Raw genomic sequence first — 14,413 nt, forward strand, 5'->3', positions numbered from 1 at the left:
GGACGCATGGGGGCGGGAGGGGAGCGAGGACGCTCACCCCCCGTGCACCAGCCGTTCGAACAGATCCTCCGATCCCATCTGCCCGCCCTTGAGCATCAGCTCGACGCCGTCGGTGGGCCGGTCGGCGCTGTGGGTCAGGCTGACCGTCACGCCGGGACTGAGCGCCGTCCGGTAGGACAGGCCCCACAGGCCCAGCGCCTTCACCGCCTTGCTGGAGGTGTCGCCCCCGGCGATGCCCATGCGGCGCAGCGGCACCGCGCGGGCGACCGAGGCGACGAAGTCCGCGGTGGCGTCGGCGATGGCCGCGGATTGGGCAGTGTCGGGCGCCTCGCCCTCCGCCGGGGCGGTCCACACCAGCACGTTCCGGCCCTGGCCCAGCAGACCGGCGATCTCGCTCCGCAACCGTTCGCGGTAGGCGGGGTCGCGGCACAGCGCGCCGGCGTCCGCCGGCATCCGGTGGAAGGAGGAGGCCGCGGCAATCTGCTTGCGCGTGACCGGCGACAGGCTGCCGGCCAGCACGAAGACCGGTCCCTCCGTGGCGGCCAGTGGCGCGTCGCCGACCGCCCCGTCGGGCTCCCATTGGGTCGCCAGCGCCTGGACCACGCCGCTTGGCCCGACCGCCAGCAGGGGGGCGCGTAGCGCGCGCTCCCAGATCAGCCGCCCGACAGGGGCCAGATCCGCCGGCTGCGCGATGTCCAGCAGGACGGCGGGAACGCCGCCCGCCACCATCCGGTCGAGCTTTTCGTCCAGCGCCCCGGCGTCCAGCCCGTAATCCGGGTAGTGCAGGGCGCCCATCCCCTCCAGCCCCTGCGCGGCGAGATGGAGGCGCAGATCGGCCTCCGTCATCGGGGTCACCGGGTGGGCCTTCATGGTCGGGTGGCGGTCGATGCGGTGGACCGTCCCGCCGGTGCCCGCCGCGGCGAACAGCGTGCTGAACAGGCAATAGCGCCCGATGTTCGGCTGTCCGCCCACCACCGGCAGGAAGCGGTTGGGGAAGAAGGGCCGCAGGGCCCCCACCGCCGCCCCGATGCTGCCGATCCGCGGCGCGCTGTCAAAGGTCGAGCAGCACTTGTAGTGCATCACCGGCACGCCGAGCCCGGCGAAGAAGCGCCCCACCGGCTCCAGCTCCGCCCGCAGGGCCTCCGGGTCCATGGTGCGCGACGCCCCGGCGATTCCCAGCGCGTTCAGCGGGCCGAGCCCGGCCAGCCGCTCCGCGTCGGGAATCTCCAGCAGCAGCAGCGCCCGCTGCCCGGCCTTCGCCAGTGTGGCCAGCGTGTCGGTGGCCCCGGTGAAGTCGTCCCCGTACCAGCCCAGCCGGGGCGGCGGATGGCTCGTCACTTGGCCGCTCCGAAGAACTCCAGGGCGCGCTTCAACTCCGGCCGGGTCGTGGCGGCGTCGGGCAGGGTCACGCCCTCGCGCACCGCCGCCCAGGCCTGGCGGATGCTCGTGACGCCAGCGGCGGGGCCGTCCGGATGGGCCATGATGCCGCCGCCGGACATGAACAGCAGGTCGTCCGTCCCCACCGCGTCCCAGGTGACGGGCACGGTCCCCGCCCACTGGCCGGAGGAGAAGGCCGGCATCACCGCGTCGTCGCAGCCCTCGGCCAGCGGGGCGAGGCAGGACTTGGCGCCGTCGATGACCTCCGCGTCGGGCTGGGCGAACTTGCCCTGGAGGCCGTGGACGTGCATGTGGTCCACCCCGGCCAGCCGCCACAGCGTCTGGTAGGCGTCGAAGCCGATGCCCAGGCTGGGGTGGCGCGACAGGGCGCCGAAGCCGTTGCGGTGCCCGTGCAGCACCAGCCCGCTGTGCCGGCGCAGCGTCTGCACGGCGGAGAAGCCGCACCAGTTCAGGCTGACCATCACGCAGCTTCCGCCCTCGCGCTCCACCAGATCGGCGTGGCGGCGCATGGCGTCCGTCTCGTCGCTGATGTTGAAGGCGACCATGACGTGCTTGCCGGTGCGGTCCTGGTGGCGGCGCACCCGGTCCATCACCGCCGGCACGCGCCGGGCCAGCGGGGCGTGGACCGGATCGGCGCAGATCTCGTCGTCCTTGATGAAGTCGAGCCCGGCGGCGCAGAGCGTGCCGACCAGCTCGCCGGTCTCCTCCGCCGACAGGCCGAGGTTCGGCTTGATGATGGAGCCGACCAGCGCCCCGCGCTCCACCCCGGTCAGCCGCCGCGTGCCGGCCACGCCGTGCCGCGGCGCGTCGAACTGTTTGCGGTACGCGGCGGGCAGGCGGACGGAGTCGAGTCGCAGGCCGGTGACCTCGCCCAGGTCGAACAGGTTGCCGGCCACCGTGGCGGCCAGCGTCGGCAGGTTGGCGCCGACGTTGCCGGTGGGGAAGCTGATGGCGACACGGGCGCGCCGCCACGGTCCGGGCCGCTTCTGCCGCTCCAGCCACGTGTTCGGCAGGCTGGGGGAGGCGGCGGGTTCCAGCTCCTCCACCCGCTCCACCACGGCGCGGGCGCGGGCGCGCAGGTCGTCCGTCTCGCCATGGACGCGGGTGAAGGTGCCGCAGGACTGCTCCCCCGCCATGACCTCCGCCACCTTGGCGGGGTCCAGCGGGGTCTCGATCAGATAGGTCGCCTCGAAGCGGTCGGAGCGCATGGCGAGACTCACAGGCGGCTGAGGTCGGGGAAGGGCCGGACCGGATCGCGGCCGTCCCAGTCGAGGGAGGCGTTGCGGATCAGGTCGAACATCTTGCCCTTCGGCCCGGCGACCTCCGACAGCTCGATCACCGTGCCGGGGTGGTACTCGGTGTCGAAATAGACGAAGCGGCCCTTCTCGCCGACCTCGCCGCTCATCACCGGCTTGAAGCCCTGGGCGGTCAGCCGCTCCAGGTCGGCGTCGTAGTCCTCGGTCCAGTAGGCGACGTGCTGGAGGCCGGTGCGGCCCGCCTTCAGGAAGTCGCGGTACATCGACGGCGCGTCGTTGCGGGTCTGGATCAGCTCCATCTGGAGCGGCCCGGAATTGGCGAGCGCCACCGAGTTGTGAACCTCGTACCGCTCCCCGCGGTAGGTGTAGTTCTTGATTGGAACCCGCTCGTTGTAGAACCACGGGCCGATGCCCAGGGTGCGGCTCCAATAGTCCATGGCGGCCTCGATGTCGTCGACGACGTAGCCAGCCTGCCGGATCTGGCCGAAGAATCGGCTCATGAAGGAACTCCTGATTTTATCGTTATGGGGGGACCGGCAAGACTTCAGTAGGGAAGGAAGCCGGTGGAAATCCACGGAATGGCGGCGACCACGATCAGGCCCACGAGAAGGGCGGCGACGTAGCCCCAGATGTGTTTCAGACCTTCGTCCGGGCTGACCTTGCTGATGGCGCAGGCGCCGTAGTAGCCGACGCCGAAGGGCGGGGCGAACAGGCCGATGCCCATGGCGAAGATCACGACCATCGCGTAATGCACCTCGTGCACCCCGGCGTCGCGGGCGATGGGGAACAGCAGCGGGCCGAACAGGACGATGGCGGGGATGCCCTCCAGCACGCTGCCCAGGATGATGAAGGCGACGATGGAGATGGCGAGGAAGCCGTAGCCGCCGCCGGGGATGTCGGCCATCCACAGGGCGAGTGCGCGGGAGAAGCCGGACTGCGTCAGGCCCCAGGCCATGGCGGTGGCGCAGCCGACGATGAAGATGATCGCCCCGGTCAGCGACGCCGTCTCGATCAGCATCGGCTTCAGCCGCGCCCAGTCGAACTGGCGGTAGACCAGCAGGCCCATGATGGTGGAGTAGGCGATGCCGATGGTCGACACCTCGGTCGCCGTCGCGACCCCTTCCACCACCGCGGCGCGGATGACGAAGGGCAGCAGGATAGCGGGCAGGGCGGCCACGGCCAGACGGGCAATCTCCGACGCCGGCGGGCGGCGGATGTGGCTGAGGTCCTCATGGCGGTAGCGCCACCAGACGACGGCGCAGAGCGCCGCACCCAGCACCACCGCCGGCAGCAGGCCGCCCGCGAACAGCGCCGCGATGGACACGCCGGTGACCGAGCCGATGGTGATGAGGACGATGGAGGGCGGGATGGTCTCGGTCTGCGCGCCGGTGGCCGACAGAAGGGCGACGAGGTCGCCGGGAGGGGCGCCGCGCTTCTTCATTTCCGGGAACAGCACCGGCGCGATGGCCGCCATGTCGGCGATCTTCGAGCCGGAGATGCCCGACACCAGATACATCGCCCCGATCAGCACGTAGGACAGGCCGCCGCGCACGTGGCCGAGCAGGCTGGCGAGGAACTGGATCATGGCGCGGGCCATGCCGGTCATCTCGATCAGCAGGCCGAGGAAGACGAACAGCGGCACCGCCAGCAGGATCAGGTGCGACATCCCCTCGTCCAGCCGCCCGACCATGACGAGCAGCGGCGTCGAGGTGGTCAGCGCCAGATAGCCGAAGGTGGCCAGCGCGAAGGAGAAGGCGATGGGAACGCCGCCGAACACGCAGGCCGCGACCACGCCGACGAAGAAGATGACGAGGTTGGCCTGTCCCAGCGGCTTCAGCACCGGGCCGGCCAGCCAGAAGGCCACGGTCACCGCCGCGGTCAGGGCGACCGCCGCGAGCGTGATCCGAAGGTTGCGCATCCGCATCAGCCGGATCAGCGCGACCACGGCCATCAGCCCCAGCCCGGTCGGCAGGGCCGCCGCGCGCCAGGCGTTGCTGATCTCCAGCGCCGGGGTGACGATGAACTGCTCCTCCATGGCGTAGTCCAGGGCGGGGTGCAGGATCATCGCCAGGAAGGCGATGGGGGCCGTGATCGCCAGCGTCTCCAGCAGGGCGCGTGGCGTCGGGCCGACGCGGCTGACCAGCCCGGTCATCCGCATGTGCTCGCCGCGGCGGAGCGCCACCACGGCGCCCAGCATGGACAGCCACAGGAAGAGGATCGAGGCCAACTCGTCCGACCACACCAGCGGCGCGTGGAAGACGTAGCGCGCCGTCACCCCGGCCAGCAGGATGACGATCTCGGCCAGAACGATGAGGGCGGCGGCACCCTCCACCGTCGCGGCGAGGCCGCGGTCCAGCCGATCGGTCCAGGAACCGCCGGACGCGGCCCCTGGCATGGCGCCGCCCTCGTCGAGCGCCGTCGCGTGGTGAGACAAAGCCGCACCCTCCCTTCCCGTGTTGCCCACAGCCGTTCTTTAGGCGAGCTTGCCGACGGCGCCTTCCAGCAGCGCCCAGGCCTCGTCGCCGAAGCGGCCCTTCCATTCGCCGTAGAAGCCGCTGTCGCGGAGCTTGGCGCGGAAGCTGTCGGGGGACGGCTGGTTGAAGGCGAGGCCCTTGGACTGGAGGTCGGCCTGCACCGACTGGTTCAGCGCCTTGATGTCCTCGCGCTGCTGGACGCCGGCGTCGTTGATCGCGGTGGAGACGATCTTCTGCAGGTCGGGGGGCAGGCCGCGCCACGCGCGCCCGTTGGCGATGAACCAGAAGCCGTCCCAGATGTGGTTGGACAGGGCGCAGTACTTCTGCACCTCGTATAGCTTGGCGACCTGGATGATCGGCAGCGGGTTTTCCTGCGCGTCGACGATGCGCGTCTGCAGCGAGGAATAGACCTCCGAGAACTGCAGGCTGGCCGGGGCGGCGGACAGCGACTTGAACATGGCGATGCTGAGCGGGCTGACCGGCACGCGGATCTTCAGCCCGTCCATGTCGGCGGCGGTCTGGATCGGCTTGGCCCCGCTGGTCATCTGGCGGAAGCCGTTGTCCCACATCTTCTCGAAGGCGTGCAGGCCGACCTTGGAGATGGCACCGCGCACATGTTCGCCGAGCTTGCCGTCCATGGCGGACCAGACCTGCCCGTAGTCGGCGAAGGCGAAGCCCACGGCGTTGATGGCGGCCACCGGGACCAGCGTGGCGATGACCAGCGCCGAGGGCGTGAAGAAGGTGATGCCGCCGCTGCGCACCTGCGACAGCATGTCGGTGTCGCCGCCGAGCTGGTTGTTCGGGAAGATCTGGATGTCGACGCGGCCGTTCGTCTCGCGGCGGATGCGCTCCGCCGCCTCGTGCGAGCGGACGTTCAGCGGGTGGGTCAGCGGCAGGTTGTTGCCGTACTTGAAGTCGAACTCGGCGGCGCGGGCGATGCGCGGCGCGCCGATCAGAGTGGCGGTGCCGGCCCCCGCGGCCAACCCGACCGCCGGAGTGGCGGCCAACGCCTTGAGCATCGTGCGGCGCGAGAGCGGGTTCATGCTTTCCTCCCAGGAAACGTTGATGTAGTTTGATGTTCGACGGTGATTGTTGGTTGGACGGTATGTGCGCGAATGGCCGGTGTCAAACGCGAATGATGATGTGATTTGATGGGATCGGAGGGTTTTGAGACGTGATGCAGGATGATGCGGACGCCGTCGCCGCGCCCCCCGAACACACCCGTGGCCTGCCGCGGATCGCCGACATCGCGCGGCTGTCCGGCGTCTCCACGGCCACCGTGGACCGCGTGCTGAACCACCGCCCCGGCGTCCGCCCGGCGACCGTGCAGCGCGTGATGAAGGCCGCCGCGGAGCTGGATTACATCCCGGAATCGGACCTCGGCGCGGCGCTGGGGCCGAAGCCGGTGCGGCTGGCCTTCCTGCTGCCGGACGGAACGAACCGCTACCTGACGCGGCTTGGGCAGCTCATCCGCCAGTCGGAGGCGGCGCTGGCCCCGCTGGGCATCCGCGCGCAGGTGGAGTTCATCAAGAGCTTCAACCCCGACCTGCTGGCGCGCACCCTGCTCCAGCACTGGCGCAAGGTCGACGGGGTGGCCTTCATGGCGCTGGAACATCCGGCGGTGCGCGAGGCGGTGAACGAGCTGGCGGCGCGCAACGTGCCGACGGTGACGCTGATCTCCGACGTGCAGAACTGCCGGCGGGCCGCCTATGTCGGGCTCGACAACCGGGCGGCGGGGCGGACGGCGGGCTATCTGTTCGCGCGCTTCCTCGGCGGGCGGGCGGGCAAGGTGGCGATGATCGCCGGCAGCCTCAGCTACCGCGCGCACGAGGACCGCGAGCTGGGATTCCTGAACGTCCTGAAGGAGATGGCCCCGGCCATCGAGGTGGTGGGGCTGCGCGAGGCCCACGACGACGAGGCCAAGAGCTACCGGCAGACGCGGACGCTGCTCAGCCATCACCCCGACCTTGCCGGTATCTACACCATCGGCGGCGGTGCGGAGGGCGTGGCCCGCGCGCTGAAGGAGGCGCGGCGGGAGCGCGAGGTCGTCTTCATCGGCCATGGCTTCACGCCGGAGACGCGGGCGCTGCTGATCGACGGCACGATGGAGGCGGTGATCACCCAGGACCCGCGCAGCGCGCTGATGGGCTGCGCCGCCGTCTTCGCCAATCTGCGCGCGGGCCGCGAGGCGATGCACGGCGTGGAGCCGCCGCGCATCGAGGTCATCTTCAGGGAGAACCTGCCCCCCGCGGCTCCGCCGTGACCGGCGCCGGGGTGGGCACGGGCCGCTTGTCGCGCACCATGACGACCAGCAGGACGGCGCAGAGGATCAGAGCCAGGGCGGCGTAGGTGCGCAGCGGCGGCGTCTCGCCCAGCACGACGATGGCGCCGGTCACGCCGATCACCGGCACGATCAGCGAACTGACCGAGGCCTGGGCGACGCTCAGCCGCCGCACGATGGCGAACCACAGCAGATAGCCGCCGACCATCGCCACCAGGATGTGGAAGACCAGCGCGACCAGCACGCGGGGCTCCAGCGCCAACGTCGGGGCGGGGTCGAGGGCCAGCGCGAAGGGCAGCACCACCGGCAGGGAGATGGCGAACTGCCAGCCGGTGATGGCGTTCGGCCCCATGGTCCAGGCCGTCCGCTTGATCAGGACATTGCCCAGCGCCCAACTCAGCGCGCCGGTCAGCATGAAGGCGGGGCCGAGCGGCAGGGCGCCCAGCCGCAGCAGATCGGGGCCGAGCAGCACGGCCAGGCCCGTCAGCCCGCAGGCCAGCCCCATCCACTGGCGCGGCCCCGGACGCTCGCCCAGGATGGGGATGGCCAGCAGCGTCGCCCAGGCCGGCATGGTGTAGGCGATGATCGCCGCGCCCGAGGTCGCCATGTTCATCTGCCCGAAGGCGGAGCAGATGTTGAAACCCGCCATGTTCAGCAGCGCGACGGCGACCAGAGGCCAGCGCTGCCCGCGCGGCACGGCCAGCGATTCCCCGCGCGACCGCGCGTAGGCGAACAGCACCGCCGCCCCGACGGCGAAGCCCAGGCTGCGCAGCGTCCAGGGCTGGATCTGGGTGAGGATGATCTTGACGGCGGGCCAGTTCAGGCCCCAGCAGACGCTGATGAGGCCGACCAGCGACAGATCCAGCGCCCGAGCGCGGCTTATCATGGCATGGGATTCCGGGTGTGGGGTGGTCGGGAGCGATCAAGACGGCCTTAATTTTCCCTCTCCCCGGAGGGGAGAGGGAATTTCATATGTCCTAGAACGTCACCGCGTCGCCACCCTTCAACGACAGCATGGCGCGGGCCTCGTCCGGCGTGGCGACCTCCAGGGCCAGCCCCTCGATCAGCTTGCGGACCATGGCGACCTGCTCGGCGTTGGAGGCGGCGAGCCGGCCCGGACCGGCCCACAGATTGTCCTCCAGCCCGACGCGCACGTTGCCGCCCAGCGCCAGCGACTGGGTGGCGATGGGCATCTGGTTGCGCCCGGCCCCCAGCACCGACCACACATACTGGTCGCCGAACAGCCGGTCGGCGGTGCGCTTCATGTGCATCACGTCTTCCGGATGCGCGCCGATGCCGCCCAGGATGCCGAACACGGACTGCACGAAGAGCGGCGGCGTCACCAGCTTGCGGTCCAGGAAATGGGCCAGCGTGTAAAGGTGGGAAATGTCGTAGCACTCGAATTCGAAGCGCGTCCCGTTGCCGGAGCAGGTCTTCAGGATGTGCTCGATGTCCTTGAAGGTGTTCTTGAAGACGAGGTCGCGGCTGTTCTCCAGATAGGTGCGCTCCCAATCGTGCTGGAACTCGCTGAAGCGGTTCAGCATGGGGAACAGGCCGAAATTCATCGAGCCCATGTTGAGCGACGCGACCTCCGGCTGGAATTGCGCGGCGGGGCGCAGCCGGTCCTCCACCGTCATGGCGGCGCTGCCGCCGGTGGTGATGTTCACCACGGCCTTCGTCGCCTGCTTGATGCGCGGCAGGAAGCGCTGGAACAGCTCCGGGTCCTGGGTCGGGCGGCCGGTCTCCGGGTCGCGGGCGTGCAGGTGGACGATGGCCGCCCCGGCCTCCACCGCGGCGATGGCCTCCGCCGCGATCTGGTCCGGCGTCACCGGCAGGTGCGGCGACATGCTGGGCGTGTGGATGGAACCGGTGACCGCGCAGGTGATGATGACTTTGCGCGCGCTCTTCTTGGGCGTCGTCATGTTGTCCTCCCGTTTCTTCTTCCTCTGCCCGATCCCCTCTCCCGGGGCGGGAGAGGGCCTGTTCAGATCACCGCTTCGATCAGGAAGGGGCCCTTGCGGGCGAAGGCGGCCGTCAGCAGGCGGTTGAAGCTTTCCGCGTCGGTGGCCTGTCCCCCCTCCACCCCCATGCCGCGGGCGAGCGCCACCCAGTCGAGGTCGGGGCGGCCCAGCTCCGTGCAGTTGCGGGCGTTCGGACCCATGTCGCGGAAGCCGAGGTTGCCCAGCTCCCATTGCAGGATGCCGTAGCGGCGGTTGGCGAAGATGATGGTCACCACGTCGGCGTTCTCGCGCGCCTGACTCCACAGGGCCTGGAGCGTGTACATGCCGCTGCCGTCCGCCTGGACCGTCACCACCTTGCGGTCGGGGCAGGCGATGGCCGCACCCAGCGCCAGCGGCATGCCGATGCCGATGGCCCCGCCGGTGATGGTCAGCCAGTCGTGCGGGCGCGCCCCTGCGCAGGCCGTGTAGACCATCGGGCTGGAGGAAATCCCCTCGTCCACCACGATGGCGCCCTCCGGCAGCAGGGCCGCCAGGGACTGCCCGACGCTTTCGGCGGTCAACGCGCCGGTCGCCGGTTCAGGCAGGGCGAGCGGCTGCGCCGGAACCGATGCCTCGGCGGCGCCCACCGCCTCGACCAGCCAGCGCAGAGCCGCGAGGGCGTCCGCGCCCGGCGGGGCGACGTTGTGGATGCGGCAATCCTCGGGCGCTAGGCGGCTGGGCTTGTTCGGGTAGCCGAAGAAGCCGACCGGCTCGCCCGAACCGATCAGGACGATATGCTTCGCCCCGGCCAGCGCGGCGATGCCGAGGTCGATGGGGTAGGGGAAGCGCTCCACCGTCACGCGGCCCGCCCCGCGCTCGATGCGGGTGGCGCCGGTGTGGGCGTAGAGCGTGGCGCCGGTCGCGGCGGCGATCCTGCCGGCCAGGGCCAGCCCCTCCGCCCGCGTGGCGCGGCCGTTCAGCAGAACGACCACCCGCTCCCCGCTCCGCAGGGCGTCGGCGGCGGCGCGCAGAGCGTCGGCGTCCGGGGCGGCGGGGGCGGGCGGCTCCACGATGATCGGGTCCACCGCCGCCGTGTCGTCCCAGGAGGAGTCCGACGGCAGGATCAGCGTCGACACGCCGCCCGGCGGGGTCAGCGCGGCGCGGATGGCCTCCGCCGTGTTGGAGGCGACCGAGGCCGCGTCCGGCACCGTGCGCACCCAGGCCGACATGGGCTTTGCTAGCCCCTCCACGTCGGAGGTCAGCGGCGCGTCGACGCCGCGGTGCCACGTCGCGTGGTCGCCGACGATGTTGACCATCGGCACGCAGGCGCGCCGGGCGTTGTGCAGGTTGGCCAGCCCGTTCGCCAGCCCCGGCCCGAGATGCAGCAGCGTGGCCGCCGGGCGGTCGGTCATGCGGGCGTAGCCGTCCGCCGCGCCCGTCGCCACCCCCTCGAACAGCGTCGGCACGCAACGGGCGCCGGGCATGCTGTCGAAGGCGGCCAGCGCGTGCAGCTCCGACGTGCCGGGGTTGGCGAAGCAGGTGTCGACACCGTTCGCCACCAGCGTCCGAACCAGAATTTCCGCGCCCGGGATTTTCGCACCTGGGATTTTTACGCCGGTCATCGTGCCGCCTCCGTGAGTCCGCCCTCGAAACCGTCCAGGAAGCTGGCGAGATTCACCGCCAGCGCGTCGCAGTCGTAACCGCCCTCCTGCACAACCACAGTCGGCAGGCCGGCACCCGCAATCTTGCGGCCCAGCGTGGCGAAGCCCGGCGTCGTCACCTTGAAGAAGGCCAGCGGGTCGCCGACGTAGGTGTCGAAGCCCAGCGACAGCACCAGCGCCTCCGGCCCGAAGGCGGCGATGTGGGTCAGCGCCCCGTCCACCGCGTCGAGGAAGGTGGACTCCTCGGTGCCCATGGGCAGGGGGATGTTCAGGTTGCTGCCCAGGCCGCGACCCTTGCCGCGCTCGTGCGCGTAGCCGGCGAACCAGGGGTAGAAGTTGTTGGGATCGCCGTGGATCGACACGACCAGCACGTCGTCGCGCTCGTAGAAGATCGCCTGCGTGCCATTGCCGTGATGGACGTCCACGTCGAAGACGGCGACGCGCGGCGCGCGGCCCTGCTGGGCCAGCACCGGCAGCATCGCCTGGGCGGCGACGGCGGCGTTGTTGATGTAGCAGAAGCCCCCGGCCATATCGCGCGAGGCGTGGTGACCCGGCGGGCGGCACAGCGCGTAGGCCGCGCGCTCCCGACCGCTCGCCACCATCAGCGCCGCGTGGACCGCCGTGTCGGCGCCGCCGCAGACCGCCTCCCAGGTTCCGGCGCCGATCGGGCAGGCGGTGTCCGCCATGTGCCAGCCGGCCTGACCGACGATGCCCGTGGGATATTCGGCCATGTCGGTGTTGCGGTGGACGTTGGGGACGATGACCTCCGACGCGTCGGGCAGGGCCGACCAGCGGGCGTGGGCGGTTTCCAGGAAGCGCAGGTAATCGGCGGAATGGACCGCCGCGCGCGGGCCGGCGCCGTAGGACGGCGGTTCCTCCACCGTCGCGCCGCGCGCCCGCAGGGAGCCGACGAGCGCCTCCGCCCGTTCCGCCTTCTCCGGCGAGGGCTTCGGCTGGCCGCGCACCAGGAAGGTCGGCGGACGATGGCGCAACTGGGCCTCGGCAAAGACGTAGCGCATGGACAGGCTCCCGGAAGGAATTGATCCCCTCTCCCGCCTCGGGAGAGGGTGGCGCCGCGAGGCGCCGGGTGAGGGTCGTTCGAGGATCAAGGCGCTGATTCTTGGCGGTACCCTCACCCGCCCGCTGGCGCGGGCACCCTCTCCCGGGACGGGAGAGGGAGAGATGGATGTTACCCAGCCGCGGCCAGAACCGCGTCGGCCAGCACCGCGCAGCCGGACGCGGCGTGCTCGGGCTTGATGTTCTCCGCCTCGTTGTGGCTGAGGCCGTTCTCGCAGGGGATGAAGATCATCGCCGTCGGCACCTTGCGCGCGACATAGACCGCGTCATGGCCCGCCCCGGACACGATGTCGCGGTGGCTGAGGCCGCGCCGTTCCACCGAGCGGCGGACGTGGCCGACCAGCTCCGGCGCGAAGGGCGTGGTTGGGAAGGCCCAGAAGTCGGTCAGCTCCAGAGTCAGGCCGCGCTTGTCCGCGATGGCGGCCAGCCGCTCGCGCAGCAGCGCGTCCATGCGGGCCAGCGCGTCGGGGTCCGGGTTGCGCAGGTCGATGGTGAACCAGACGCGGCCGGGAATGACGTTGCGGGAGTCCGGGTGGACCTGGACGCGCCCGATGGTCGAGCAGGCGTCGCCGCCGACCTCCAGCGCGATGGCCTCCACAGCCTCCATCATCACGGCCGCACCGGCCAGCGCGTCGCGGCGCAGGCGCATCGGCGTCGGCCCGGCGTGGGATTCGCGGCCCGTCACCGTCGCCTCGTACCAGCGCTGGCCCTGCGCGCCGGTCACCACGCCGATCTCGACGTCCTCGGCCTCCAGCACCGGACCCTGCTCGATGTGCGCCTCGAAATAGGCGCCCATGGCGTGGCCGGTGACCGGGACCTCGCCCTTGTAGCCGATGCGCGCCAGCTCGTCGCCCAGGCGGACGCCGTCGGTGTCGCGGATGTCCAGCACATGGTCGAGCGTGAACACGCCCATCGCCACGCCGGAGCCCAGCATCGGCGGGGAGAAGCGCGCGCCCTCCTCGTTGGTCCAGACGATCAGGTCGATGGGGGCGTCCGTCTCGATGCCCTGGTCGTTGAAGCTGCGGATGACCTCCAGCCCGGCCAGCACGCCGTAGATGCCGTCGAAGCGGCCGCCGGTGGGCTGGGTGTCCAGATGGCTGCCCATGCAGACCGCGGGGCGGTCGGGGTTGCGGCCCGGGCGGCGGGCGAAGATGTTGCCCACCTCGTCCACGCTCACGGTGCAGCCGGCCTCCTCGCACCAGCGCACGAAGAGGTCGCGCCCTTCCTTGTCGAGGTCGGTCAGCGCCAGCCGGCACAGGCCGCCCTTCGGCGTCGCGCCGATCGTCGCGAGGTCCATCAGGGTCCGCCACAGGCGGTCGCCGTCGATGCGCAGGTCAGACATGGTCCCTATCCCGATCCCAATTCCGAATTAGTGTTGAGGCTCGGCGCGAACCGCGGTCAGCAGCCCGGTCACCGTGGGCAGGCTCAGCCCCGCCCTGTTTGCCAATTCCAGCGGCGCGTCCAGCACCGCCTCGATCTCCGCCCGCCGGCCCGCCGCCACGTCGGCGCGCAGCGCCGGACGGATGCGGCCCGGATGCTGGGCCATGGTCCACACATCCTCGACCTTCGCCGTCGCCGGATGGCCGAGCGCCGCCGAGAGGGCCAGCATTTCCTCCACCACCGCCGCGAAGCCGGGCTGAAGGGCGTCGTCGTGGGCGATCTCCTGCGCCGTCTTGCCGGTGGCGAGGCCGAGCAGGCCGAAGGCGAAGGGCGCCAGCAGCGCCGTCCACACCTCCGCCCGGATGTCCGGCACGGCCAGCGCGTTGAAGCCGCCCGCCCCGAACAGAGCCGCCAGATCACGGGCTCCGTCGTTCCCCGTTGCCGGTCCGAGGGCGAGCCGCAGCCCGCCGAGATGCCGCAGATAGCCGGGGGTCCGCCGCTCCACCGCCACGCGGGCGACGGCGCCGACGATGCGGTCCGCCGGGATGGCGTCCGACAGCAGCCCCATGGGATCGACCACAGCCAACGGGCCGCCGATGGCCTCATCCGCCGGATACCACCAGGGAATGCCGCCGACCACCGGCACCAGCCGCGTCTTCGGCCCCAGCAGGGGAAGCAGCAGGTCCAGAACCTCGGTCAGCAGGGGGGAGGGCACCGCCAGCACCACCACGTCCTGCGGGCCGAGGGCCAGCGTGTCGTCGGTCACCAGGGGCCGCACCGTCACCGGACGGCCCGAGGGGCCTTCGACCGTCAGCCCGTCGCGCCGCAGCGTGTCGAGCGTCCGCCGCCGGGCGACCAGCGCGGCCGGCAGCCCGGCGGCGGTCAGCCGCGCGGCGATCAAGCCGCCGACCGCCCCGGCCCCGATGACGGCGACCTTCATCCCCGC

The 14,413-nt window shown here is 71.2% G+C and carries 12 protein-coding genes; 1 reads left to right on the top strand and 11 read right to left on the bottom strand.

Translation table 11 applies throughout. The annotated features are described in order from the left end of the window. Positions 1 to 33 precede the first annotated feature (33 nt). The 5 genes from D3869_RS22855 to D3869_RS22875 all read right to left on the bottom strand — a co-directional run bounded on the left by D3869_RS22855 (position 34) and on the right by D3869_RS22875 (position 6,171). Positions 34 to 1,338 (bottom strand): four-carbon acid sugar kinase family protein, encoded by a 1,305-nt coding sequence (locus D3869_RS22855; RefSeq protein WP_137142133.1) that lies wholly within the window; start codon positions 1,336 to 1,338, stop codon positions 34 to 36. Continuing rightward, positions 1,335 to 2,606 carry a ribulose-bisphosphate carboxylase large subunit family protein gene (locus tag D3869_RS22860; RefSeq protein ID WP_137142134.1) on the bottom strand — a complete coding sequence of 424 codons (1,272 nt, stop codon included), beginning with the start codon at positions 2,604 to 2,606 and terminating at the stop codon, positions 1,335 to 1,337. Before D3869_RS22860 ends, D3869_RS22855 begins: the two co-directional genes overlap by 4 nt. A gap of 8 nt (positions 2,607 to 2,614) precedes the next feature. After that, positions 2,615 to 3,154, bottom strand: coding sequence for a VOC family protein (locus D3869_RS22865; RefSeq protein ID WP_137117247.1), 540 nt, complete (start codon positions 3,152 to 3,154; stop codon positions 2,615 to 2,617). 44 nt (positions 3,155 to 3,198) lie between these two features. Then, positions 3,199 to 5,049, bottom strand: a complete 1,851-nt coding sequence (locus D3869_RS22870) for a TRAP transporter large permease subunit (protein WP_137142600.1) — start codon at positions 5,047 to 5,049, stop codon at positions 3,199 to 3,201. Between the two features lie 78 nt (positions 5,050 to 5,127). After that, complete coding sequence (locus tag D3869_RS22875; protein ID WP_137117246.1) at positions 5,128 to 6,171, bottom strand: TRAP transporter substrate-binding protein; 1,044 nt, start codon at positions 6,169 to 6,171, stop codon at positions 5,128 to 5,130. 134 nt (positions 6,172 to 6,305) lie between these two features. Here D3869_RS22875 and D3869_RS22880 point away from each other — a divergent pair, with 134 nt between their 5' ends. Next, the gene (locus tag D3869_RS22880; RefSeq protein ID WP_137142601.1) at positions 6,306 to 7,391 is read left to right on the top strand and encodes a LacI family DNA-binding transcriptional regulator; all 1,086 of its coding nucleotides are present in this window, start codon (positions 6,306 to 6,308) and stop codon (positions 7,389 to 7,391) included. On the opposite strand, the gene D3869_RS22885 is transcribed toward D3869_RS22880, so the two are convergent. From D3869_RS22885 to D3869_RS22910, 6 genes are all read right to left on the bottom strand, one after another. Next, positions 7,357 to 8,295: a DMT family transporter gene (locus D3869_RS22885; protein WP_137142135.1), complete on the bottom strand. Its 939-nt coding sequence runs from the start codon at positions 8,293 to 8,295 to the stop codon at positions 7,357 to 7,359. The genes D3869_RS22880 and D3869_RS22885 overlap by 35 nt on opposite strands. A 91-nt stretch (positions 8,296 to 8,386) precedes the next feature. After that, positions 8,387 to 9,331 carry a 3-keto-5-aminohexanoate cleavage protein gene (locus D3869_RS22890; RefSeq protein WP_137142136.1) on the bottom strand — a complete coding sequence of 315 codons (945 nt, stop codon included), beginning with the start codon at positions 9,329 to 9,331 and terminating at the stop codon, positions 8,387 to 8,389. 62 nt (positions 9,332 to 9,393) lie between these two features. Continuing rightward, on the bottom strand, positions 9,394 to 10,971 hold the full coding sequence (locus D3869_RS22895) for an acetolactate synthase large subunit (RefSeq protein ID WP_137142137.1): 1,578 nt from the start codon (positions 10,969 to 10,971) through the stop codon (positions 9,394 to 9,396). Further along, complete coding sequence (locus D3869_RS22900; RefSeq protein ID WP_040136159.1) at positions 10,968 to 12,029, bottom strand: histone deacetylase family protein; 1,062 nt, start codon at positions 12,027 to 12,029, stop codon at positions 10,968 to 10,970. The genes D3869_RS22895 and D3869_RS22900 overlap by 4 nt, the downstream gene beginning before the upstream one ends. Before the next feature lie 170 nt (positions 12,030 to 12,199). Beyond that, positions 12,200 to 13,429 carry a Zn-dependent hydrolase gene (locus tag D3869_RS22905; RefSeq protein WP_137142138.1) on the bottom strand — a complete coding sequence of 410 codons (1,230 nt, stop codon included), beginning with the start codon at positions 13,427 to 13,429 and terminating at the stop codon, positions 12,200 to 12,202. 27 nt (positions 13,430 to 13,456) lie between these two features. Then, entirely contained in the window at positions 13,457 to 14,407 is a 951-nt protein-coding gene (locus D3869_RS22910; protein WP_137142139.1) for a ketopantoate reductase family protein, read from the bottom strand. Positions 14,408 to 14,413 lie beyond the last annotated feature (6 nt).

It is taken from the genome of Azospirillum brasilense (assembly GCF_005222205.1).
Classification (GTDB): Bacteria; Pseudomonadota; Alphaproteobacteria; order Azospirillales; family Azospirillaceae; genus Azospirillum; species Azospirillum brasilense_G.

What these genes read in the sequence shown, in the direction of transcription:
- D3869_RS22880 (WP_137142601.1), top strand. Translation starts at nt 6,306, where the DNA reads ATGCAGGATGATGCGGACGCCGTCGCCGCGCCCCCCGAACACACCCGT.
- D3869_RS22910 (WP_137142139.1), bottom strand. Translation starts at nt 14,407, where the DNA reads ATGAAGGTCGCCGTCATCGGGGCCGGGGCGGTCGGCGGCTTGATCGCC.
- D3869_RS22885 (WP_137142135.1), bottom strand. Translation starts at nt 8,295, where the DNA reads ATGATAAGCCGCGCTCGGGCGCTGGATCTGTCGCTGGTCGGCCTCATC.
- D3869_RS22895 (WP_137142137.1), bottom strand. Translation starts at nt 10,971, where the DNA reads ATGACCGGCGTAAAAATCCCAGGTGCGAAAATCCCGGGCGCGGAAATT.
- D3869_RS22860 (WP_137142134.1), bottom strand. Translation starts at nt 2,606, where the DNA reads ATGCGCTCCGACCGCTTCGAGGCGACCTATCTGATCGAGACCCCGCTG.
- D3869_RS22865 (WP_137117247.1), bottom strand. Translation starts at nt 3,154, where the DNA reads ATGAGCCGATTCTTCGGCCAGATCCGGCAGGCTGGCTACGTCGTCGAC.
- D3869_RS22905 (WP_137142138.1), bottom strand. Translation starts at nt 13,429, where the DNA reads ATGTCTGACCTGCGCATCGACGGCGACCGCCTGTGGCGGACCCTGATG.
- D3869_RS22875 (WP_137117246.1), bottom strand. Translation starts at nt 6,171, where the DNA reads ATGAACCCGCTCTCGCGCCGCACGATGCTCAAGGCGTTGGCCGCCACT.
- D3869_RS22870 (WP_137142600.1), bottom strand. Translation starts at nt 5,049, where the DNA reads ATGCCAGGGGCCGCGTCCGGCGGTTCCTGGACCGATCGGCTGGACCGC.
- D3869_RS22900 (WP_040136159.1), bottom strand. Translation starts at nt 12,029, where the DNA reads ATGCGCTACGTCTTTGCCGAGGCCCAGTTGCGCCATCGTCCGCCGACC.
- D3869_RS22890 (WP_137142136.1), bottom strand. Translation starts at nt 9,331, where the DNA reads ATGACGACGCCCAAGAAGAGCGCGCGCAAAGTCATCATCACCTGCGCG.